General features: G+C 71.9%; 22 protein-coding genes. 11 read left to right on the top strand and 11 right to left on the bottom strand.

Translation table 11 applies throughout. The features are described 5' to 3' along the window. Positions 1-752: 752 nt before the first annotated feature. On the bottom strand, positions 753-3,080 hold the full coding sequence (locus BLS56_RS24975; protein WP_091455568.1) for an MMPL family transporter: 2,328 nt from the start codon (positions 3,078-3,080) through the stop codon (positions 753-755). Between the two features lie 152 nt (positions 3,081-3,232). Here BLS56_RS24975 and BLS56_RS24970 point away from each other — a divergent pair, with 152 nt between their 5' ends. From BLS56_RS24970 to BLS56_RS24955, 4 genes are all read left to right on the top strand, one after another. Beyond that, complete coding sequence (locus tag BLS56_RS24970; RefSeq protein ID WP_091455567.1) at positions 3,233-3,643, top strand: type III secretion system chaperone family protein; 411 nt, start codon at positions 3,233-3,235, stop codon at positions 3,641-3,643. 77 nt (positions 3,644-3,720) lie between these two features. Beyond that, positions 3,721-4,659, top strand: coding sequence for a hypothetical protein (locus BLS56_RS24965; protein ID WP_139190979.1), 939 nt, complete (start codon positions 3,721-3,723; stop codon positions 4,657-4,659). 223 nt (positions 4,660-4,882) lie between these two features. Then, positions 4,883-5,503: a DUF6801 domain-containing protein gene (locus BLS56_RS24960; RefSeq protein WP_091455563.1), complete on the top strand. Its 621-nt coding sequence runs from the start codon at positions 4,883-4,885 to the stop codon at positions 5,501-5,503. 53 nt (positions 5,504-5,556) lie between these two features. Then, positions 5,557-5,802 (top strand): DUF2630 family protein, encoded by a 246-nt coding sequence (locus tag BLS56_RS24955; RefSeq protein ID WP_091455760.1) that lies wholly within the window; start codon positions 5,557-5,559, stop codon positions 5,800-5,802. 126 nt (positions 5,803-5,928) lie between these two features. Here the strand turns inward: BLS56_RS24955 and BLS56_RS24950 are convergent, their stop codons facing one another. Further along, complete coding sequence (locus tag BLS56_RS24950) at positions 5,929-6,186, bottom strand: DoxX family protein (protein WP_091455561.1); 258 nt, start codon at positions 6,184-6,186, stop codon at positions 5,929-5,931. 159 nt (positions 6,187-6,345) lie between these two features. Here BLS56_RS24950 and BLS56_RS24945 point away from each other — a divergent pair, with 159 nt between their 5' ends. Next, on the top strand, positions 6,346-6,966 hold the full coding sequence (locus BLS56_RS24945; protein ID WP_091455559.1) for an L-threonylcarbamoyladenylate synthase: 621 nt from the start codon (positions 6,346-6,348) through the stop codon (positions 6,964-6,966). A gap of 247 nt (positions 6,967-7,213) precedes the next feature. Continuing rightward, positions 7,214-7,417, top strand: a complete 204-nt coding sequence (locus tag BLS56_RS24940; protein WP_091455558.1) for a cold-shock protein — start codon at positions 7,214-7,216, stop codon at positions 7,415-7,417. 65 nt (positions 7,418-7,482) lie between these two features. Here the strand turns inward: BLS56_RS24940 and BLS56_RS24935 are convergent, their stop codons facing one another. From BLS56_RS24935 to BLS56_RS24925, 3 genes are all read right to left on the bottom strand, one after another. Next, complete coding sequence (locus BLS56_RS24935) at positions 7,483-9,021, bottom strand: adenylate/guanylate cyclase domain-containing protein (protein ID WP_091455555.1); 1,539 nt, start codon at positions 9,019-9,021, stop codon at positions 7,483-7,485. A gap of 154 nt (positions 9,022-9,175) precedes the next feature. Beyond that, complete coding sequence (locus BLS56_RS24930; RefSeq protein WP_228771907.1) at positions 9,176-9,811, bottom strand: GNAT family N-acetyltransferase; 636 nt, start codon at positions 9,809-9,811, stop codon at positions 9,176-9,178. A gap of 136 nt (positions 9,812-9,947) precedes the next feature. Next, positions 9,948-10,436, bottom strand: a complete 489-nt coding sequence (locus tag BLS56_RS24925) for a DUF6328 family protein (RefSeq protein ID WP_091455553.1) — start codon at positions 10,434-10,436, stop codon at positions 9,948-9,950. Between the two features lie 103 nt (positions 10,437-10,539). Here BLS56_RS24925 and BLS56_RS24920 point away from each other — a divergent pair, with 103 nt between their 5' ends. Then, on the top strand, positions 10,540-10,884 hold the full coding sequence (locus tag BLS56_RS24920) for a GNAT family N-acetyltransferase (RefSeq protein ID WP_324187538.1): 345 nt from the start codon (positions 10,540-10,542) through the stop codon (positions 10,882-10,884). A 33-nt stretch (positions 10,885-10,917) separates the two neighbouring features. Here BLS56_RS24920 and BLS56_RS24915 read toward each other — a convergent pair whose 3' ends face one another. Together BLS56_RS24915 and BLS56_RS24910 are read right to left on the bottom strand one after the other, a co-directional pair. Continuing rightward, positions 10,918-11,433: a hypothetical protein gene (locus BLS56_RS24915; RefSeq protein ID WP_091455549.1), complete on the bottom strand. Its 516-nt coding sequence runs from the start codon at positions 11,431-11,433 to the stop codon at positions 10,918-10,920. A gap of 212 nt (positions 11,434-11,645) precedes the next feature. Beyond that, on the bottom strand, positions 11,646-12,167 hold the full coding sequence (locus BLS56_RS24910; RefSeq protein WP_091455546.1) for a hypothetical protein: 522 nt from the start codon (positions 12,165-12,167) through the stop codon (positions 11,646-11,648). A 152-nt stretch (positions 12,168-12,319) separates the two neighbouring features. Here BLS56_RS24910 and BLS56_RS24905 point away from each other — a divergent pair, with 152 nt between their 5' ends. From BLS56_RS24905 to BLS56_RS24895, 3 genes are all read left to right on the top strand, one after another. Continuing rightward, positions 12,320-13,069, top strand: a complete 750-nt coding sequence (locus BLS56_RS24905) for a maleylpyruvate isomerase family mycothiol-dependent enzyme (RefSeq protein WP_091455544.1) — start codon at positions 12,320-12,322, stop codon at positions 13,067-13,069. 133 nt (positions 13,070-13,202) lie between these two features. Continuing rightward, positions 13,203-14,177 (top strand): ATP-binding cassette domain-containing protein, encoded by a 975-nt coding sequence (locus tag BLS56_RS24900; protein ID WP_228771906.1) that lies wholly within the window; start codon positions 13,203-13,205, stop codon positions 14,175-14,177. A 91-nt stretch (positions 14,178-14,268) separates the two neighbouring features. Continuing rightward, positions 14,269-15,123 (top strand): ABC transporter permease, encoded by an 855-nt coding sequence (locus BLS56_RS24895; RefSeq protein WP_091455542.1) that lies wholly within the window; start codon positions 14,269-14,271, stop codon positions 15,121-15,123. Between the two features lie 60 nt (positions 15,124-15,183). On the opposite strand, the gene BLS56_RS24890 is transcribed toward BLS56_RS24895, so the two are convergent. From BLS56_RS24890 to BLS56_RS24880, 3 genes are all read right to left on the bottom strand, one after another. Continuing rightward, positions 15,184-15,969, bottom strand: a complete 786-nt coding sequence (locus BLS56_RS24890) for a TetR/AcrR family transcriptional regulator (RefSeq protein ID WP_091455540.1) — start codon at positions 15,967-15,969, stop codon at positions 15,184-15,186. Positions 15,970-16,208: 239 nt separating this feature from the next. Continuing rightward, positions 16,209-17,660 (bottom strand): DUF2637 domain-containing protein, encoded by a 1,452-nt coding sequence (locus BLS56_RS24885; RefSeq protein WP_139190978.1) that lies wholly within the window; start codon positions 17,658-17,660, stop codon positions 16,209-16,211. A gap of 365 nt (positions 17,661-18,025) precedes the next feature. Then, on the bottom strand, positions 18,026-18,697 hold the full coding sequence (locus tag BLS56_RS24880) for a hypothetical protein (protein WP_091455535.1): 672 nt from the start codon (positions 18,695-18,697) through the stop codon (positions 18,026-18,028). A 355-nt stretch (positions 18,698-19,052) separates the two neighbouring features. Between BLS56_RS24880 and BLS56_RS24875 the strand changes: the two genes are divergently transcribed. Next, entirely contained in the window at positions 19,053-19,712 is a 660-nt protein-coding gene (locus BLS56_RS24875) for a thiaminase II/PqqC family protein (protein WP_091455532.1), read from the top strand. A gap of 84 nt (positions 19,713-19,796) precedes the next feature. Here BLS56_RS24875 and BLS56_RS24870 read toward each other — a convergent pair whose 3' ends face one another. Continuing rightward, entirely contained in the window at positions 19,797-21,077 is a 1,281-nt protein-coding gene (locus BLS56_RS24870) for a cyclase family protein (protein ID WP_175483034.1), read from the bottom strand. Positions 21,078-21,162: the final 85 nt, after the last annotated feature.

Below are 21,162 nucleotides of genomic sequence, written 5' to 3'. Positions count from 1 at the left end.
CATCTGCGTCGGAAAGCCGAAATCCCCACCCGTCCGGACCACCGAGACGACCGGACACAGGCGGATTCCGGTCACACTCCGTGTCGGCGACTCACGGCCCGGGCGCGCCACCGCCGAATGAGCCCACGTCTTCCACCGCGTCATCGCGGTTCGCACCAGGCCGGAGACGCCCACCGAGCACCCCGAGCAGCGCGGGATGAACCCGGTGCCCGCGCGGCCGACGTGCTGTTCCCGAGATCGACGTGCCGAGCGGTCGGGGTTCAGCGACGTGTCGCGGAGTGGAGATCGGCGGCAACCGGCTCCCGCGCGGTGAGCCGGCCGCGCCGAACGCGGTCGCCGCCATCCCGCTCGCGCCGCCACCGGCGTCCGGCCGCACTGCTATTTCGAATGGTCCGAAGGCAATCCGATGGGAGACCTGTTTCGCTATCGCATTCTGGGCCAAGGGGACACCGCCCGGTCGTTCCCGAGATCCTGCGTGGCGGCGAGCCTGATCCGGCCCGCCGCCCCCCACGTGCGCTGACCGCGCGGCGGCACGGCGCGAGCGGGCCGGGGGAGGAAACCCGCTCGCGCCGTGGTTCCACGGCGGCGGACGAAACTCCGCGATGGTGGCCGGACATTTCCGGGATAAAAGAACTGTGGCGTCAGGAAACCGGTGTGTCAAGCATTCCGGAAACGAAGATCCGAATTTGTCAGCGGCCGCGCACCGTTATCTGATCCGGCGCCGAAAAATGTGCTCGGCCCAGCAAAAACTGTCACGGCCGACCGCGCCTCGCCGCGTCGCGCTCCCGGGCGCGCGATCGGTCCGCGCGCCCCGGCCGACCGCGGGTGTGGCGTGCTCCGCCGGGGACAGCGGGTGGCAGGGGAGCGGGACGGGTCGCGGGCCGCGGCGCGGCGGGTGTCAGGGAGGGGGAGAACCAGTCGAACCCGCCGGGGCGGGGGCCCTCGATATCCAGGCGGGGGAGCAGGCGGTCGAGGAAGCCGGGCAGCCACCAGTTGGCCCGGCCGAACAGGGCCATGATCGCCGGGACCAGCGCGACCCGGATGACCACCGCGTCGAGCAGGACCGCGATGGTCAGGCCGAGGCCGGACTCCTTCACCACCCGGTCGCCCGCGGGCACGAACGAGACGAACACCAGTCCCATGATCAGCGCGGCGGCGGTGATCGTCCGTCCGGTCGAGGCCAGGCCGTGCACGGTGGCCTCGATGGTGTCGCGGCGTTTGTGCCATTCCTCCTGGATCCGGCCGACCAGGAACACCTCGTAGTCCATGGACAGCCCGAACAGCCCGGCGAACAGGAACACCGGAATGTAGGGCTCGATCGGCCCGGTGCCGTCCAGTCCGGTCGCCGAGGCGAACCAGCCCCACTGGAACACCGCCGTCAGCACCCCGAACATCGCCGCGGCGGCGAGCAGGTTCATCAGCGCCGCGGTGAGCGGGATGAGCAGGCTGCGGAACACGATCACCAGCAGCACGAACGAGATCGCCACCACCGTGCCGAGGAACAGCGGCAGCCGGTCGGTGATGGCGCGGGCGAAGTCCGACTGCACCGCGGTCGACCCGCCGACGTGCAGGGTGGCCCCGGTGCCTCGGACCGCGGCCGGGACGACCTCGCCGCGCACCCGGTCCACGAGCCGGTCGGTGGCCGGGTCCTGCGGCGCGGTCTTCGGGTACACCAGCAGCGCGGCGATGGTCCGGCCGTCCCTGGTCGGCGAGAGCAGCGGCGGCGGCACCAGCGCCACCTCGTCGAGTTCGGCCAATTGCCGCCGCGCGGTCAGCACGGCCTGGCGTTGGCCGTCGGTGTCGACCCGGCCGACGACGACCAGCGGACCGGTGAACCCGGGCCCGAAGCCGTCGGCCAGCAGGTCGTAGGCCTGCCGCGAGGTCGACTCCGGCGGGTGCAGGCCCGCGTCCGGGACGCCCAGCCGCAGCGACAGCACCGGCAGCGACAGCACGCCGATCACCAGCAGCGCCGCCAGCGTGCTCCACAGCGGCCGCCGGGTGACCCCGCGGGCCAGCGCGGCCCACATCTTGCCTTCCGGCTCGGTCTTGAGGTGCCGCCGGGCGAGATCCGTGCGCAGCCGACGGGAGAGCATCCGGATGCCGAACAGCCGCAGCAGCGCGGGCAGCAGGGTCAGCGCGGCCACCATGGTCATGAGCACCGCGACGCTCGCGCTGATCGCGATGCCGTCGAGGAAGTCGATCCCCACGGTGAACATGCCCAGCAGCGACACGCACACGGTCACCCCGGCGAACAGCACGCTGCGCCCGGAGGTCACCGCCGCGTGCCCCAGCGCCGCTTCCGGCGGCTCGCCCGCCACCAGTCCCTGCCGGTATCGGGTCACGACGAACAGCGCGTAGTCCACGCCGACGCCCAGCCCCAGCAGCGCCACGATCTCCTGGCTCACCGCGGGCACGTCCATCGTGTGCGTGAGCAGCCCGACCACGCCCGCGGCGGTCGCCACCGACACGACCGCGGTCAGGATCGGCACCAGCATGGAGAACAGCGAGCCGAAGGTGACCAGCAGCACGATCGCCGCGGCCAGCAGCCCGAACCCGGCGTCGTTGAGGTTCGGCGGCGGGATCGTCCGCGCCGCCACCGCGCCGTCGACCGCGACCCGCAGCCCGGCGCCCTCGGCCGACCGGGCGGTGTCGACCAGGGCGCGCGCCTGCGCCAGGTCGACGTCGTCCGCGGCGACGCCGTAGGTGACGGTGGCGAAGGCGATGCGCCCCTGCGGGGAGATCTGCGCCTGCCCCTCGGGTGTGTACGGGGACACGACGGCCGTCACGTGCGGCAGCCGGGCGATGTCGGCGAGCATCGGCTCGATCCGCGCCCGGACTCCGGCGTCGGACACCGGCTTGTCCGCGGCGAACACCACCCGTTCCTGCGCGCCGCTCACCCCGCCCGCGGTCTGCCGCAGCAGGTCCTGCGCCTGGGTGCTGTCCGCGGCGGGAAGGGCGAGGACGTCGCGGTAATCGATGCCGGACGCGCGCGAGGTGACCGTGACCCCGGCGAGCAGCACCAGCCAGACCGCGATGATCCACCACGCGTGCCGGTAGCAGAAAAGCGCAAGTGGCCGCACCGACGCGAGCTTAGTTCAGCGGGGCCGGACGGGAATACGAGCGGACGTGACAAATGACGTCGCTGTGATTGTGCGCGGTGTGATTATGTGTGGCGCGGACTATGCCGCCGAGATGGTGGATCATGGTCGCGGATGGCCGCTAGGCTGATCACATGTCGACGACCTGGGCCGATCTCGCACGGTACATCCATGAGGAGTACGAGGTGATCTCCGAGCAGGACGACGAGATCCGCATCCTGTTCGGTTTCGAGCAGCACGATGAGGATGACGAGCGCACCCAGGTCGTGATCATCGTCCGGGAGGTGCTCGACACCCAGCACGAGTGGGTGCAGATCGCCTCCCCGGTCGGCCTGGCCGCCTCGGTGGACCTGCGGGCGCTGCTGACCGAGATCGGGCACTCGTCCATCGCGTGCGGGGCGGCGATCATGGGCGAGCACGTCGTGCTGCGGCACTCGCTGCCGATCAAAGACCTCGACATCCACGAGTTCGTCGACCCGTTGTCGCTGCTCGCGGGCACCGCCGACCAGATCGAGGAGATGTTCTTCGGCGGCGACGAGTACTGAATCTCCCCGATGGGCCCAGCCGTTCCGATGGGCGCGGCAGGTGGCCCGCTGTGGCGCAGGTCTCCTACGCTGCGAAGGTGAGGTTATTTCTGGCACTGGCCACCGCGCTGTCCCTGGCCGCGGCGGGCTGCTCGGCCGAGCGGCCCGCGCAGCGACCGCCCGCGAGCGACGACGGCCGCAGCCCGTCGGCCGTGGTCGCGGCGCTGCGGCCGCTGGACGCGTGCGCGCTGGGGGCGACCGAGGGGCTGACCGCGGTCGGGCTCGGCCCGCACCGCTGCCGCTTCGACGGGCAGGCAGGCCAGGACTACCTCTTCCTGGTCATCGGCGCGTACATGGACGCGGCGACCCGGGCGGCGAGCCCGCCGGAAGAGGTCGCGATCGACGGGGCGCGGGGCTGGCGGCGCTCGCTCGACACCGGGTGCCAGATGGCCGTCCCGGTCGGCGCCGACCTGGTGATCCGGGTGAGCAGCCTGCGCGGCTACAAGTCGCCGCGCCCGCAGAGCCACCGCTGCGCGGACGCGACCGCGGCGGCGGGGCGCGTGGTCGAGCGACTGGGCACCCCGGCGGCGGTCTCGCCGCGCCCGCCCCGCCGCGACGCCTGCGACCTGCTCGACCGCGCGGCAGGCGACCACGTGCGCGGTCTGGATCTGCGCTTCGACGAGGTGAACTACGGTCTCGACCACTGCCAGGCGCGCCGGACCGTGCCCGGCGGTTGGTCGCAGGAGTACTCGGTGCAGGTCCGCTACGGCCGCGCCGACCCGCGGCAGAAGGGCACCCGCCAGATTTCCGTCGAAGGCCGCGCCGTCACCGTCGCCGAGACCTCGAAAGACTGCGAGTACGGGTGGGCGGCCGAGCCGTCCCCGGTCGCGCGGCCGGAACTGAGCGAGATCATGGTGCGCCTGCGGGCTCCCGACTGCGCCCGTGCCGCGGAACTCGCGCCGCGGGTGATGCGGTTCTATGTGACCCCGCCGCCGGAAGTCGCCCCGCAGTCCCCCATTCCGCTGCCGCATTCCTGACCACTGGCCAACTGGCCATTCTGGCTGTTGTGGACGGTCGGAAGATATCGTTCCGATCCGGGCAATCGATTGTCCGGTGATGACAAAAATGGACTGGGCTGATTTTCCGGCCGTTTTTCCTTGCCGCGACTTCGGCGTGATCGTTACTGTCGGCAGTCCGCGTCCCGGACCGCGCGATCCCTGATCCGGGGCGACATCCGCACCTCTTGCCCAAGGAGTCCGCATGTCCGGAATCACCCGCTGGATCGGTGTCTCCGCCGTTGTCGCCGCGACCGCCGCGGTGCTCGCCGTGCCCGCGAGCGCGCATTCCGCCGCACCGCCGGTTCCCGGTCCGCAAAAAGTGGTCAGACCGCTGGCGTTGAACTGCCAACACCCGCTTCTGGTGCTCGACGAGGTCGTCGCCGAGATCACGGCGACCTTTCCTGGCCGGGTCGCGGTGGGCGAGCCGATCCGCACCACCGGCTTCGGCGTCGCCGTCACCCTGGACCGCGCCGTGGTGACCGGGCTCGCCCTGGTCGGCGCGGCCACCGTCGAGGGCACGGCCGTGGCCGGGGTCGACCTCGACGTCAACGGCACCGAGATCGGCATCGCGCTGCCCGGTCTGACGTTCCCCGCCACGCCGGTCGCCCCGCACCAGACCGCCGACCTCGCCATCACCGGCCCGGTCCCGGCCTTCACGGTCAAGCGGCCCGGCGTGGTGCGGATCGGCATCGGGGACGGGGTCACGGTCACCGTGACGCCGCGCCGCGCCGACGGCACGCTGACCGGGCTGGGCGTGTTCGACGTGCCGTGCCGGGTCGCGCCGGGCCAAGACCTCGCCATGGCGACCATCCCGGTCACCTGACCGACACCTGTGCGGGCGGGCACCCGCCCGCACAGGTATCTAGGGTGGTCGGCATGGACGACATCCAGATCCACACCCGCATCGGCGAACTCGTCGACGAGGAGCACGCGCTGCGTGAGCGGGCGCAGAACGGCGAGGTCGGGCCCGCTGAGGAGCGGGAGCGGCTGCGCGCCGTCGAGGTCGCCCTCGACCAGTGCTGGGACCTGCTCCGCCAGCGCCGCGCCCGCCGCTCGGCCGGGCAGGACCCGGACGAGGCGAGCCTGCGGCCCGAAGGCGAGGTCGAGGGCTATCGCCAGTAGTACTGGGCCGTACGTTGTAACGCGGCGGCCGCTTCGCGCGAAAACCACCATGCGGCCCCGACCCAGGCTTCTGACAAGCCCCCCGATCAGTCTCTGGCCGGGGCCGCACCTAACTTCCCGGCTCGCTCAGCGGTTGGCCAGCACCCGGCTGCCGAGCCAGCCCGCGTACGCGAGCAGGCCGAGCACGCCCAGCTTGCGGGTGCGCCTGCCCGCGACGGCGGCGCCGAGGACGATCTCGGTCGCGCCGTTGCGGTAGACCCACTGGCGGGTGTCCTTGGGGAACGCCTTCGCCGAGACCGGCTCGAAGACCTGGGGCGCGGCGAAGTGCGCCGCGCCGGTTCCCGCGATCAGCAGGCCGACGACACGGGCGGAGCGACGGGCCATGGCAGGGTCCTTTCGTTGTCCGGCAGGCGAGCCTACTCGCCGGAAGGTTCCGCGCGAGCGCGGCTTCGCCGAACCGGACGTCCGCGCGGGCGGCACTGTCCACAAGCGACCGGGCGGCGGGGCGCGCGGCGGCCGCCCACCCGCTCGTAGACTCCCGGCATGGCGAAGTACTTCGACGTGCACCCGGACAATCCGCAGCCCCGGTCGATCGGTCAGGCGGTCGCCCTGCTGCGCGACGGCGGGCTGATCGCCTACCCCACCGACACCTGCTACGCGCTGGGCTGCGCGCTGGACAACCGCGAGGGCATCGAGCGCGTCCGGCAGATCCGCAAGCTCGACGACCGGCACCACTTCACCCTCATGTGCCGCGACTTCGCCCAGCTCGGGCAGTTCGCGCACGTGGGCAACGCGGTGTTCCGGGCGGTCAAGGCGGCCACCCCGGGCCCGTACACGTTCGTCCTGACCGCGACCCGCGAGGTGCCGCGCAGGCTCCTGCACCCGAAGAAGAAGACCGTGGGCGTGCGCATCCCCGACCACCCGGTCACCCAGGCGCTGCTCGCCGAACTCGGCGAGCCGATGCTGTCGAGCACGCTGCGGATGCCCGGCGACGACGAGCCGATGACCGGCGGCTGGGACATCAAGGAGCTGCTCGACCACGCCGTCGACGCGGTCATCGACGCCGGGGAGTGCGGCACGGCGCAGACGACGGTGGTCGACTTCTCCGAGGACGAGGCGGTGGTCCTGCGGCGCGGCGCGGGCGACCCGGCCCGCTTCGAGTAACGCCTGTTCCTGGCCGCCGTCGGTAGCCGAACGGGTGAGTGTGTTGACCCACAGTGGCGGAGGGCGGCTGTCTGTGGTTGACTGATGGTGGTCGTTGGTTTTGTGTTCGTGTTCATGCACGCTCGCGAAAGCATCGCGCGGGCGTTGTTTTTCCTCCAGGCATGGTTCGCTTGCGAGTTCTCCCGCGAAACGGCCCGGACCGCCGCATCGGCGGTGGTCTGCTTTCGTCACTTTTGAGGATTACAGCATGACTCAGGGCACCGTGAAGTGGTTCAACTCCGAAAAGGGCTTCGGATTCATCGCCCCCGACAACGGCGGGGCTGACGTCTTCGTGCACTACTCGGAGATCCAGAGCGGCGGCTTCAAGTCGCTCGAGGAGAACCAGCGCGTGCAGTTCGAGGTCGGCCAGGGCCAGAAGGGCCCCCAGGCGACCGGCGTCACCATCATCTGATTTACGGTCTTGACGACGGGCCCCCACTCCTCGCGGAGCGGGGGCCCGTTGTTCGTCTCCGGGGGCTACTTGGGGACGACGAGGGTGGTGTTCTGGGTGCGGCCGCGCAGGGCGACGGTCTCCGTCGGGCGCCACCGGTCGGCTTCCTCTTCCGCGGCCAGTTCCAGCGTGTGCGCCGAGGCCACCAGCTTGCCGGGCACCGACTTCGCGAGCTCGGTCAGCCGGGCGGCCTCGTTGACCGGGTCGCCGATCACGGTGTACTCGAAGCGGCGCTCGTCGCCGATGTTGCCCGCGACCGCCAGTCCCGCCGCGACGCCGATGCCCGCCTCGCAGTCGGGCACCTCCTTGGGCAGCCGGGTGGCGATGGCCCGCGCGGCGGCCAGGGCGCTGCCCGCGTTGTCCGCCAGCGCGACCGGGGCGCCGAAGATGGCCAGGGCCGCGTCGCCGACGAACTTGTTGACCAGGCCGCCGTGCGCGTCGATCTCGTCCACCACGACGGTGAAGAACCGGTTGAGCAGGTCGACCACCTCGGTCGGCGGGCGGGTGGCGGCCAGGGTGGTCGAGCCGACGATGTCCACGAAGATCACCGCGACCTCGCGCACCTCGCCGCCGAGCTTCTCCACGCCCGCGGCGACGGCCACTTCGGCGACCTCCTGGCCGACGTGCCTGCCGAACAGGTCGCGGATGCGCTCCCGCTCACGCAGGCCCGCGGCCATCCGGTTGAACCCGGCCTGCAGCAGGCCCAGTTCGGTGCCGTCGTAGACCTGCACCTCGGTGCTCAGCTCGCCGCGCTGCACCCGGGCCATCCCGTCGCGCACCGAGCGGATCGGCGCGACGATCGCGCGGGCGTTGAACACCATGATCAGCAGCCCGAAGCCGAGCACGACGCCGCTGAGCACCACCACGGTCACCGCGAGCTGGTTGGTCGAGACATTGCCCCGGATCATCGAGAACAGCGCCACCAGCAGCAGCCCGGCCACCGGCACCCCGGTCCCCAGCGCCCAGAACAGCAGCGTCCGCACCAGCACGCCCGCCCCGACGACCCGCGCGGGCGGATCGTGGGCCAGCGCCCGCGCCGACACCGGGCGCAGCGAGAACTCGCTGAGCAGGTACGCGTTGGCGCACACCACGATCCCCGCGAAGCCCGCGGTGAAGGCCACGTTGAAGACCAGGTCCGGCTGTAGGAAAGCCATGCCGATGGTGAACAGGACGGTGGCCAGGCCCCAGAGGAACGCCTGCATCTGGGTCAGCCGCAGCGGCACCCGCAGCGTCTCGCGCCGGTCGATCTCGGTGGGCTCCTGCTGCCGGATCGCCCACCGCAGCGAGCGCAGCGCCCGCCCGGTGCCCCAGACCCCGCCGACGATCACCGCCACGACCACGTAGGCGGGCACCAGGATGGCCATCACCAGCAGCGTGTCGCGCTCCAGCCCCGGCCCGGGGATGACGAAGGTCGACAGCACGACCACCACCGCCGCGCCGATCAGGTTCGCGAACACCAGGGTCACGGTCAGCAGCCCCTGGACGCGGATGCGCAGCGCGAGGCTGTCCTGGTCGGCCGGACCCAGCAGCCGGGACCCGAACGGCCCGGGGGAAGACCCACTCACGGAGCCACCTCGCCGGTTCGCTGGCTCCGCGTGCGTGCGCACTGTGTCGGTGGTTCGCTCGCAAGCTCGCTCACGGGCGGTCCTCGACGGAGTCGGGGGAGGCTGGGATGGTCATCACCGTTCCTACGAGTAGCACAACCTACTCCTGGGTAGGTTATGTGCGACGGATGCTGCCGTCAATTCTGCTCCCTGCCCCGTCGACACTCGCGCCCACCTCGGGAAACCGGTGCCGCCCGCCGAACTCGTCGGCGGTCATGCCGAACAGCACCACGTCGTGGTGCCTGCCCGCGAAGAACTCGTGGTCCCGCAGCCTGCCCTCGACCCGAAACCCCAGCGCGCGGTGCAGGGCCAGCGACGGCTCGTTGTAGGCGTGGACCGCCGCCTCGCACTTGTGCAGCCGCTGCTCCCCGAACAGGTAGCGCAGCAGCAGCACGACCGCGTCGGCGGCGTAGCCGCGCCGCTGGTGCGCGCGCCCGATGCCGATCCCGTAGCCGAAGCGCCCCGCCCGCCGGTCCACCCCCGAGGTGGACACCATGCCCACGAGCGCGCCATCGGCCAGCGACTCGATCGCCAACCCCAGGTCGTCGGACGCCTCCCGGGTGGCCTGCTCGGCGGCCCAGCGCCGGTATCCCTCGGCGGAGCGCGGAGGGTGGACGCGGTCGGCCGCCCGCATGTCCGCCGAGTGCCGGTCGAAGGCCATGAACGCCTCCCAGTCCTGCGGCTCGACGCCGCGCAGGCGGACCTTCGCGCCGGTCCAGACGTCCACCGGCCCGGCGTCGGCGGGCGTCACCGCGCGGGCCCCTGCCCGCGCGGCCCGGGTTTAGCTTCGCGAACGGGGGTTGTCGTCATGCGATGAGGGTGCCGCCCGCGGCCGGGAAGAAGCCAGCCGTTTTCCACCGCTCCCACCGAGTGGCACTCGGGGGCGGTCAGCCGCCGTTCTCGTCGTCCCAGCGTTCGTTGAGGGGCACGATGAACCACAGGAAGCCGATCACCACGCCGCAGGCGGCCGCGATCACGAAAGCGCCCCAGCCGCCGACCACGATCTCGGCGAGCAGGAGGACCGACGCGGTCACCGCGAGGGACAGGAACACCAGGCCGGTGATCGTCGTCCAGGTGGCCAGCCGCATGATCTCCTGGCGTTTGCCCCGGCGGAACAGGATGCGGTGCCAGGCGGCGGGCGCGGTCAGCAGGGCCACCGACACGACCGCGAACAGCACCGCCACCAGGTGCGTGACCCGCTCGAAGAGGTTCGCGTCCCGGGCGTACACCTCGGTGAAGGTGATCGAGAGCAGGAACCCGAACAGGATCTGCACGCCTGCCTGCGCGACCCGCAACTCCTGGAGCAACTCGCTGAGGTTGCGGGTCAGCCGCTCGTCGGGGGTCTCGGTCGATCCTGGTTCCGGGGTGGTGGACATCGGCGCACTCCTCGCTGGGCGGGTCTGCCGGGGAGAGTTCCTCCTGATCGACGCACGGAAACGATCCATTCGGCTCAACTCATGCGCCCGACCGATCGCGGATATGCTGAAAACCGCCCGTCCGGGGGCGCGAATGGAGGGTTCGATGACCATCGAGGTGACCGACGCGGCCGACCGCCACCGGTTCGAGGCGACGGTCGACGGGGAGATCGCGGGATTCGCGGAGTACATCCGCAGCGCGAACCTGGTCGTCTACCCGCACACCGTGGTCGAGCCCGCCTTCGAGGGCCGGGGCGTCGGCGGCGCGCTCGCCCGCGCCGCGCTGGAGGACGCCAAGGGGCGCGGGCTGCCGGTGCTGGCCATCTGCCCGTTCATCGCGGCGTGGATGCGCAAGCACCCGGAGTTTCTCGACCTCGCCTACCAGAACCGCAGCAGCGTCAGCGACTGAGCCACCAGCCACTGTGGACTGTCCGGTCCGCGCTCAGTGCCTGCGCTGGGCCATGTCGGTGAGCACCCGGCGCAGGTACACGTCGAGCGGAACCGTGCGGGTGGCGTCGATCTCGACCTCCACCGGCGGCGGGTAGGGCTCCCAGTCGCTGATGACCGCGCGCACGATGACGCCGCCGGGCCGCAAACCCGCGCTCTCGCCGCGCGCGACGGGGGTGTAGACCGGCCGCACGGTCGTCTGGCCCATGCTGATCACCACGCCCCGGCCGAGGTTCCAGCCGCGGACCTCCCCGGGCATCGCCACGACCCGGTGTCGCACCCGCGCGCCCTCGGTGGTCTCCCGGTGGTCGCTCCTGGGCAGCTTCTCGGCGTGCTCGATGGGGAGCGGGTCGGGCAGCAGGCCGATGGCGAACGCCTCGGCGGGGAAGTCGCGCACCGCGTGGTCAAGGCGGGCGAGCACCTCGGGTGCGACGACGCGACGCCGCTCGGCGTCCCGGGCGAGCCATCGCGGCCAGCCGAGGGGATCGAGGAGCGTGTTCGGGTCGATCACGGCGTGATAGTACGGCGGCGGCAAGGGGTTCGCGGTGAGACGTCTGTCGCTATCTCAGGGGCGGAAACCCATTGACCAGAGGGAAATTGTCACCTGTCAAGCGGTCAGTTCACTCGGAACTGTCGCGAACGGACAGTCCGTCACCGGGGCGTTACCCGGTGGTCAGGCCGCGGCAGCCGGAAACCAGGCCAATCTTCCCCAGGGCCTTGGGTCTAGTGCCGGAAGGAGGGGTGCGGCCCGCGCTCGGTGAGCACGCGGTCGAGGAAGCGGTCCAGGGCGATCGTGGCGACGGAGTCGCCGACCAGGTCCAGTTCGACCTCGACCGGGGGCGGATACGGCTCCCACCCGGTGATGACCGACTCGACCAGGACGCCCGACTCGGACAGCGCGACGGTGTCGATGGCGGTGTGCACGGGGCGGACCGTCACCTGCCCCATGGTGATCACAACGCCGCGGCCGAGCAGCCAGCCGCGGACGGGGCCGGGCTCGGAAGCCACCCGGTGGCGGACCTTGCCGCCGTTGGGCGCGCGGCCCGCCCAGGTCTGCTTCTCGACGTGCTGGACGGGCAGCGGGACGGGCAGCAGGCCCGCGGCGAAGGCCATCGCGGGGAACTCCCGGACGGCTTGCTCCGCCCGGTCCAGGGCGCCGGGTTCGATGACTCGCCGTCGTTCGACGTCGCGGGCCAACCGGCCGCGCCATCGGGCCGGGTCGATAAGGACGTCGTCGTGAATCACAGTCCGATTCTAACTTTTATAGGTTAACGACTCACTGAGCCGCGATGTCATCCGCGATGTCATCCGCACTCTACGTCCGACTCCGCGCGGCGCTGGCCCCGGCGGGGCGAAATGGCCGCTTCGCGCGAGATCGGCCAGCTACCGTGGGGCGCATGGAGCACAGCAAGGCCGCCGAGGCGCTGGTCGAGCAGAACACCCTGCTGGCCGATCTCACCCACGCCGGGGACCCCGCGGCCCCGGTGCCGACCTGTCCCGGGTGGACACTCCGGCAACTGGTCAAGCACGTCGGGCGGGGCCACCGGTGGGCGGCGGCGATCGTGCGTGACCGCGCGCAGGACCCCGTCGATCCCGCCACCGTCCCTGGTGGCAAACCCCCGCGAGACCAGGACGGGACGACCGCCTGGCTGACCGAGAGCCCGTCGGTGCTCTTCGACGCCGTCACCGCGACCGGGGCCGACACTCCGGTGTGGACGTTCACCGGGCCCAAGCCCGCCGGGTGGTGGATTCGCCGCCGTCTGCACGAGGCGGTGGTGCACCACGCGGACGCCGCCATCGCCCTCGGCGCGCCGTTCGCGGTGGACCCGGCGGTGGCCGCGGACGGCGTGTCCGAGTGGCTGTCGCTGCTGTCCGCGCGGACGGTGGACGAGCCGTTGCTCGCCGCCGGGGCGACCATGCACCTGCACGCCACCGACGACGGCTTGGGCGCGGCGGGGGAGTGGCTGGTGCGCGCGGGCGGCACGGGCGTCGAGTGGGAGCACGGCCACGGCAAGGGCGCGGCCGCCGTCCGCGGGACCGCGGCCGACCTGCTGCTCGTGCTGCTGCGCCGCGTCCCGGCTGACCGGGTGGAGGTGCACGGCGACGCGGGGATTCTCGACACCTGGCTGGCGCGCACCCCGTTCTGAGCTTTCCGTCCGCAGGCGGCGCTTTCGCTCCCGAAAGCGCCGCCTTCTCGCGTCCGCGGTTTGCCTGGACGCGTGCGTCGTGGCGATCGTCGTACGCTGTACGGTACGCTGTACGGTAGACGAAGGGAGCGCAGTGGGTGCGAGCGGTGACGCGGTGGTCGTGGCGGGCCTCCGCAAGCGGTACGGCGGAAAGAACGGCGGCGGCCTGGACGGCGTCGACCTGGTGGTGCCACACGGGACGGTGTGCGGGCTGTTGGGGCCCAACGGCGCGGGCAAGACGACAACCGTCCGGATTCTGGCGACGCTGCTGCGCTTCGACAGCGGCCGGGCGCTGGTCGCGGGCTTCGACGTTGCCGAGCGGCCCGATCAGGTGCGCGCCCGGATCGGCCTGGTCGGGCAGAACCCGGCCGTGGACGAAGTCCTCAGCGGCAGGCGGAACCTCGTGCTGTTCGGCAGGCTGCACCACCTCGGCGCGGCGGCGGCGCGGGCCAGGGCGGGCGACCTGCTGGACCGGTTCGGCCTCTCCGACGCGGCGGACAAGCCGGTGAAGCACTACTCCGGCGGGATGCGGCGCAGGCTCGACCTGGCCGCGAGCATGATCCTCTCGCCTGCCGTCCTGTTTCTCGACGAGCCGACAGTCGGCTTGGACCCGCGCGGCCGGGCCGAGGTCTGGCAGGCCGTGCGGGAACTGGTCGGGCGGGGCACGACCGTGCTGCTGACCACCCAGCACCTGGACGAGGCAGACCAGCTGGCGACCCGAATCGCCCTGCTCGACACCGGCAAGGTCGTCGCCGAGGGCGCCCCGGGCGAGCTCAAGGCGCGGCTGGGCGGCGACCGCGTCGAGTTCGTCGTGCGCGACCGGTCCCGGGTGGCCGACGCGGCCAGGGCCGTGGCCCGGCTCGGCACCGCCGAGCCGACCGCCGACCCCGACGACCGGCGGGTCGGCGTGCCGGTCGCGGCCGGGGCCACCGCGCTGGTGGAGGCGGTGCGCCTGCTCGACGCCGCGGGCGTCGCCGTGGACGACCTTGCCCTGCGCCGCCCCACCCTGGACGAGGTGTTCCTGCACCTCACCGGGCGTCCGGCCGACCGCGTGGAGGTGCGGAAATGACGACGATGCCGGAGATCGTGGCGAATGTCGGGCCTGTCGACGTGCCCCCGGCGAGCACCGGGCCCATGACCGAGCGTGTGGGGGTGCGGAAATGACGACCATGCCGGAAACCGTCGTGCCGGATACCGGTCCGGCGGACGTGCCCCCGGTTCCGAGCGGGGGCGTGCGCTGGGCGCTGGTCGACGGGTGGACCCTCACCCGGCGGGCGGTCGCGCACTGGGTTCGCGACCCGGCGCCGGTGGTGTTCTCGCTGGTGTTCGGCGTGCTGATCGTGCTGATGTTCGGCTATCTGTTCGGCGGGGCGATGCGGGTGCCCGACGGCGGCGAATACCGGGAGTTTCTGATGCCCGGGATGTTCACGATGACGATGCTCTTCGGTGTCGGGCACACCGCGCAGGCGGTCACCGCCGACCTCGACCGGGGCGTCATCGACCGGTTCCGCGCGATGCCGATGTCCTCGGCCGCGGTGCTCATCGGCCGCGCGGTGGCCGACCTGCTGCTCTCGGCGGTCTCGCTGGCCGTCATGGTCGGCGTCGGCCTGCTCGTCGGGTGGGCCGCGACCGGGTCGGCAGGCGAGTTCGCGGCGGCGATCGGGCTGATCCTGCTGCTGCGGTTCGCGCTGAGCTGGGTCGGGGTCTACCTGGGGCTGGTGCTGACCGGCCCGTCGGCGGTCTTCGGCGCGCAGACGCTGGAGTTCCCGGTCGCCTTCCTGTCCAGCGCGCTGGTGGCGACCGGCACGATGCCGGCGTGGCTCGGCGTGATCGCGGACTGGAACCCGCTGTCCTCGACCGCCACCGCCACCCGGGACCTGTTCGGCAACCCCGGCGTCGGGGGCGAAGCGTGGGTCACGCAGAACGCGGTGCTCATGGCCGTGGTGTGGCCGGTGGCGCTGCTGCTGGTCTTCTTTCCGCTGTCGGTCCACGCGTTCCGGGGCCTGCGCGGCTGACCCTGCCCCCGGGCCCGTCCACGCGGCGGGTCCGGGGCCGGTCCGGTGTGGACGGCCGGGTCAGCCCTGGGCGGCGCGGGAGGCGACCAGCACCTCGACGCCGTCGAGGATGCGCCGCAGGCCGAACTCGAAGTTGTGCGCGGCGTCGTACGCGGTGCCGTGCGCCGCGCCCACCGCCTGGCCGACGGCCGAGGCCAGCGGGAATCGGCTGGCATCGATGAGCGAGCTCAGCAGCGGGCCGCGCGCCTGCCACCACTGCTGGTCGGTCATCCCGGTGTCCCGCTCGGTTTCCGCGGCCTCGTGCGCGCGGCACGCGGTGGTCTCGGCGTGGCCGACGACCAGGTTGAGCACGCTGTCCATCTCGACCTCGGTGAGCCCGATGCCCGCGACGGCGCGTAGCTCGTAGTCGTACTTGGCCATGACGTTCGGGCCGAGCGGCGGGCGGCTGACGCCCACGTGCAGCATCCACGGGTGCCGCTGGAACAGCGCCCAGTTCTCCCGGGCGACCTGCTCCAGCCGCTCGCGCCAGCCCAGCTCGCCCGGGTCGGGCTTGGCGGTCTCGCCGTAGACGGTGTCGAGCATCAGGTCGATCAGCTCGGCTTTGCCCGGCACGTAGGTGTAGAGCGACATCGTGCCGACGCCGAGTTTGTCCGCCACGCGCCGCATCGACAGCGCGGCCACGCCGTCGGTGTCGGCGACCTCGATGGCGGCCAGCACGATGCGGTCGACGCTGAGATCGCGCCTGCCGTGCCTGCTCGGGCGTTGCGTCTGATCGCGCCACAGGAGCGCGAGACTCCGCGCCGGGTCGCCTGCCCCGCTGTTGGCCTTCGTCGCGTCCTTAGCCATGGTGTCCAGATCCTACTTGGCCTGTTGTCCGTTGTTGCAACTTGCAGGCTGGATCCGTTACCCCGTCGCGTCCTGTTGGGACGGCGGGCTGGGCCGTTTGGCGGCGTTAACCCCGCATTGCCCGGCCATGTCCCTTGTGGACACCTCAGGCGCCCCCGGACACGCCCCGAACATGACGACGGGCCCGGACCGATCGGTCCGGGCCCGTGCGGATGGCAAAGGCTGGGGCGCGCGCACGCTCAGGGCGTGGACGACGCCCGCAGTTCCTCGATGCTGTTGAGCTCCTTCTCGCGGACCGAGCGGCCGCGGGCGTGCGTGACGCGCCAGAGGGTGGTCAGGCTCTGCATGGGGTGCAGGAACCAGCCCCACGCGCCGATGACCGGCAGGGAGCGGGCCACCCGGCCGCGCGCCCTGCGCTCGGTGCGCGAGTGCCAGCCGATGTGCAACTCGAACAGCAGGATGCCGACCGCGGCGGGCGCGGCGAACATGATCGACGCCTCGACCCCGTAGCCCTTGCCCGCCGCGTGTTCCCAGTTGAGGTACACGCTGCCCGCGAGCAGCGCGAGAAGGGCGAACCGGGGGCCCGCGCCGGAGTACGGGGACAGCGCGTAGCGGTGCGCGAGCCCGGCCACGATCAGCGCCGACGCGTCGAACACCAGCGAGACGACCGCGGCGAGCGGGGTGGGGATGCTGAAGCCGCGGGCGTACTCGAACAGCGACCACCAGGAGATGCCCATCGCGGCGACCAGCACCACGATCCAGGCCATGCCAGCCGACCAGGACAACACCGTGGGGACCCGGCCGACGGGCAGCGGCGCGGCGACCTCGGCGGGCTCGTCGACCCGCTCGCCGCGGGGGGCCAGGGCGTCGGCGCTGTCGGCGACCACGAGAGCGGTCCGCGCGGGCTCGGCGACCGGTTCGGCGAGCGTGGCGTCGGCCTGCTCGTCGGTGTCGGCCTTGTCCGCGGTGTCCGCCTTGCCTTCGGGGTCGGTCTTGCCTTCGGGGTCGGTCTTGCCTGCGGAGTCGGTCTTGTCCGTGTCGAGGGAGTCCACCGAGCCTGCGGTGGCGGCGACGGCGGTGGCTGTCGCGGCGGCCAGCGTGGCGGTGTCGATGGCCGAGGCGTCGAACTTGACCGTGTCGGTGGCGGCCGAGTCGAACTTGGCCGAGTCGGTGATCCGTTCCTGGTCGGTGACGGACGGCGTGGAGGTGTCGATCGCGGAGTCCTGGAGGTCGGTCTGCTGGGGCGCAGGGGTGTCGATGACGGTGCGGTCGCCGGTCTCGGCGCTGGAGGTGCCAGCGCCCGCGGTGTCGGCGAGGGCGGCGAAGACCTGGGTGTCGTCGGTGTCCGCGGGGGTCTCCGCGCGGTTCCCCGCAGAGGTGTCGGCGACCGTCGGGTCGGCCACCGAGGCGTCGGCGTCGGCGCGCAGCGCGTCGAGTTCGGCCAGCAGTTCCGGGCTCATCGTGACCAGGTCGCCGGTGTCGCCCAGGTTGTTCTCCCCCCGCCAGGTGTCGATGACGCTGGAGATGTAAGAGCGCGTGGTGGTGACTCCGTAGGCGTCGAGCCACTGCCGCACCTCGTGCGTGGTGGGCGGGTCGACGCGCTCACACGCGTAGCGGATCTTGTCGGCGATGGTGACGCTCTTGGCCAGCGCGACGGCGTGTGTGGGATCGATGTCAATCTTCGGACTCACCTGCGCGGTCCTCCTGGGGATGGCTGCGGATGACGCGTCTGACGTCCCGTCGATGGGTATGTGCACTTTGTCGGACCGGATGCGGACGCGTCCACCCGGGGGTGGCTGTGTCGACCACCTTGTCGCCGATCTTGACATAGTCGTTCCCGCTCTGTTACCTGCGGCCCCCGAAACGTTAATGCCGCGCGTTCTCGAACCTCGCCCGAGCAGCCATTCGGGCCGAACTTCGCGATCCGGGAGAAAGCGCCCGGCACGGGCGCGAACTTCTCCATCCGGTCATTGTGGGCGAACTCATCATCCGCCGCGTCTGGAATGTGACGGCCGCCTCTTTCCTGGTTCCGAAGGGCGGCGGCCCGCCGGTTGATTCAGTCCACACTGGACATTCGCATCGGGCGGTCCGAAACGGCTTTTTGGTTGTCCGCTGTGGATTTCGCCGCCCGGCGGCCCGGCCGGGCGATGAGGATCGCGGCGAGGACGATCAGCGACAGCGCGGGCATCGGCCTGCCGGTGACCACCGACAGCGCGATGTCGGCGAGCGGGGTCAGCACGGTCGCCACGAACACCCAGGTCGGCGCCGTCGCCGGGGCGCCCTTGGCGCTCCATGGCGTCCGTGCCCACGGCTTGGCCACCGACAGCCACGCCTGGAACGCGATCGCCCCGGCCATCAGGGCGGTGCCCACCAGCAGCGGCAGCGGGGCCGGGTCCGGCGCGCCCGCGCGGGCGGCGGCCTCGGCCGCGCGCATGGCGTCGGACAGGATGAAGATGCCCGCGTAGAGCTGGGCCACGGTGATCGCGAACTTCGCCAGCACCCACCAGTGCCGGAAGAAGCCCCACGCCGTCGCCGCGGCGAGCAGGAAACCGGTGAACGCCGAGGCGTTCGCCAGCGGGGCCAGCAGCGCGGTGTCGAGGGTGTGCGCCATCGAGGTCGCGCTGATCCGCACCGCGGGGTCGGCGGTGCTCGCGCAGACCGCCAGCAGGGTGAACAGGGCCAGCGCCTGCCCCATCCAGCCGACCGAGGTGAGCACGTGCAGCCACACCGCGGCCTGCCGCCAGCGCCTGGCCGACGTCCGGTTGGCGGGTGTCCGCCGGGGGGACGTTCGCTTGGCCGCTGTTCGCGCGGGCGCTGTCTGTGCGGGTGCTGTGTGCGGGGGTGCTGTCTGTGCGGACCCTGGCTGTGTGGGGGACGCCTGCCCGGGGAAGGTGCGCTCGGGGAACGACATGGCACAAGGCTCCCGTCGCGGCGGGCTTCGCCGCCTCGTGCGAGTTCCCGAGATCGCCCTGATCTTCGGCCCCTAGGGGCCCCGGTCACCCCGGCTCCCGTCGGGTCGGCTGTGGTCGGACTCACTAGGCTGCAAGGGCATTCGCCAGGAGTCCGGTGAGAGGAGCGCGGCGATGGAGCGTTCGGCGAGGGAGCTGCTGAGCACGGTCCAGCGGGAGCTGACTCCGGGCGAGCACGACAACCGGCTGGTCCCGCTGGTCGAGAGCGGCGACGCCCCGCTGTCGGTCCTGGGCGCGCTCGCCGCCGAGCAGCACCGCGTGATCACCAGCGACTGGCGCACGTTCCTCACCCTGGCGGCCCAGGCGGTCGACCCGGCCGCCCGGGAGGTGTTCACCGCACTCGCGCAGGGTGAGGGGGTGGCCCTGGCCAAGCTCGGCGACTTCGCCGCGGCCTGCGGTCTCGACCACGACGCCGTCCGCGCCCACCAGCCGCGGGCGGGGTGCCAGGCGTATCCCGCCTACCTCGCCTGGCTGGCCCTCAACGGCGCTCCCCGCGACGCCCTGCTGGCGATCCTGGCCAATTTCGCCGCCTGGGGCGGCTATTGCGCGAGCGTGGCCAAGGCGCTGCGCGACCACTACGGCTTCGACGAGCGGGGCACGGCGTTCTTCGATTTCTTCGCCACCCCGGTTCCGGAAGCAGAAGAACTTCACGTGACCGCGCTGCAAGAGGCCCTCGACCACGGCTGGCGACCCGACACCGCGATCGGCTACGGGCGGCTGTTGCAAGGCTACGAGCTGATGTTCTGGAACACCCTCGCCGATCTGGCCGTGTGACCGACCCAGGGGCAACGGTTGAAAAGCTTCCTTGCGCCCCAGCGATTCCCGGTGATGTGGTGAGTCCACAGTGGAAAAAGCGGGTCAGCGCCTGGGCGCGCCCAGGGCGGCGGGCGGGGTGTTGCCGCAGGTCGCGCCCTCGGCCAGCTGCGGGGTGACCAGGTAGACGAACGTGTGCAGCCGGTCCCGGGCCGGGCCGTCGAGCACCACCGACTCGGCGATGCGGATGCCGAAGCGCATCAACAGGTCCTGGTGCACGGGAAAGACGAGCCCGTCGTCGTTGACCGGGTTGCCGAGCACCTCCAGCGCCCAGGTGTCGCTGCCGATCAGCGCGGGCCGGTGCCGCGCGAGGTATCTGGCCTCCCGCAGATAGATCCCGGGCAGGCCGCCGGAGCCCATCCAGCGGTCGATGTCGGCCGGGTCGGGTTGGCGGTCGACCCGGTGCAGCAGCTGATTCCAGCCGGTGCGGAACAGGATCGCGTCGCCGGGCTCGAACCTGCCGATGCCGCCGAAGTCCATCGCGTCGTGGATGTCGCGCAGGGTTATCCGGTAGTCGCTCGCCAGCACCGGCGCGCCATTGGCCGCGGGCGGGCCGAGGGCGGAGTCGTCGCCGGTGGCCAGCTTCACCCCGAGCACGTCGAGCAGCACGCCCCGGGTGACGATCGGGCCGGTGTGCTCGGCGCCCAGCTTCGAGGTGCCGTAGAGCTCGTCAATTTCGGGGCCCCGGTGCCCGTTGTAGAAGTACTCGCCGCACCCGACGTGGTTGAGCCCGTCAAGCTGCACGCCCAGTTGGTACGTCGTGGAGTACTGCCGCGTGTGACCGGGGCTGGCGACCGCGGCGAACCGCTCCTCGTGCAGGCTCAGGCGGTTGCTGCCCAGCGGCTCCCGGAACTGCACGATGCCGCCTTCGGCCTCGAACCGGGGGGAGGTGTAGCCGCCGATGGTCAGCCGCTGCTCGTAGAGCCGAGGCGGGGTGGTCACGAACCCGGGGAACCCGTTCCACATGACCTCGCCGAGGTTGTAGGTGCGCACTTCCCGCGCGTCACGCACCAGCCGCAGCGCCCGCGCGGTCGTCTCCGGCGTGATCTCGTTGAGGCTGCCGCGCTGGTCGTCCGGCCCGTACCGGCTGGGCGCCCACGCCGCGAGGTCGCTGTAGTCGAACGGGCTGTCGTCCGCGGCGCCGTCCGCCGTGGTGTCGTCCGCCATGGTGTCGGCTGGGGTGTTGGTCGTGGTGCTGTCCGCCGCCGCGATGCCTGGCGCCAGGGCGCCGCCGGTCGCCGCGACCCCGCCCGCAACCGCGGCCCGCCCGGCGAGGCCGAGGGCCGCGCGTCTGCTCAGGTAGCTCTCAACGAGATCCGGCCGCACGCCGCCCGCCTTCCGCCAATCGGGAACCGAGGGCGAATCGTAGTGCTCCCTCGGCCCGGTCCGCTTACATCGAATGGGTTGCTTT

The sequence above is a fragment of the Actinokineospora iranica genome, assembly GCF_900101685.1.
GTDB classification, from domain to species: Bacteria; Actinomycetota; Actinomycetes; order Mycobacteriales; family Pseudonocardiaceae; genus Actinokineospora; species Actinokineospora iranica.
Note: the sequence above shows the minus strand (reverse complement) of the source record. Positions and strands in the feature narration are given on the sequence as shown.

Coding starts and splice junctions, on each gene's coding strand:
- BLS56_RS24955 (WP_091455760.1), top strand. CDS start 5,557: ATGGACGACATCCAGATCCACACCCGCATCGGCGAACTCGTCGACGAG.
- BLS56_RS24920 (WP_324187538.1), top strand. CDS start 10,540: ATGCTGAAAACCGCCCGTCCGGGGGCGCGAATGGAGGGTTCGATGACC.
- BLS56_RS24890 (WP_091455540.1), bottom strand. CDS start 15,969: ATGGCTAAGGACGCGACGAAGGCCAACAGCGGGGCAGGCGACCCGGCG.
- BLS56_RS24925 (WP_091455553.1), bottom strand. CDS start 10,436: ATGTCCACCACCCCGGAACCAGGATCGACCGAGACCCCCGACGAGCGG.
- BLS56_RS24905 (WP_091455544.1), top strand. CDS start 12,320: ATGGAGCACAGCAAGGCCGCCGAGGCGCTGGTCGAGCAGAACACCCTG.
- BLS56_RS24940 (WP_091455558.1), top strand. CDS start 7,214: ATGACTCAGGGCACCGTGAAGTGGTTCAACTCCGAAAAGGGCTTCGGA.
- BLS56_RS24945 (WP_091455559.1), top strand. CDS start 6,346: ATGGCGAAGTACTTCGACGTGCACCCGGACAATCCGCAGCCCCGGTCG.
- BLS56_RS24970 (WP_091455567.1), top strand. CDS start 3,233: ATGTCGACGACCTGGGCCGATCTCGCACGGTACATCCATGAGGAGTAC.
- BLS56_RS24950 (WP_091455561.1), bottom strand. CDS start 6,186: ATGGCCCGTCGCTCCGCCCGTGTCGTCGGCCTGCTGATCGCGGGAACC.
- BLS56_RS24875 (WP_091455532.1), top strand. CDS start 19,053: ATGGAGCGTTCGGCGAGGGAGCTGCTGAGCACGGTCCAGCGGGAGCTG.
- BLS56_RS24960 (WP_091455563.1), top strand. CDS start 4,883: ATGTCCGGAATCACCCGCTGGATCGGTGTCTCCGCCGTTGTCGCCGCG.
- BLS56_RS24895 (WP_091455542.1), top strand. CDS start 14,269: ATGACGACCATGCCGGAAACCGTCGTGCCGGATACCGGTCCGGCGGAC.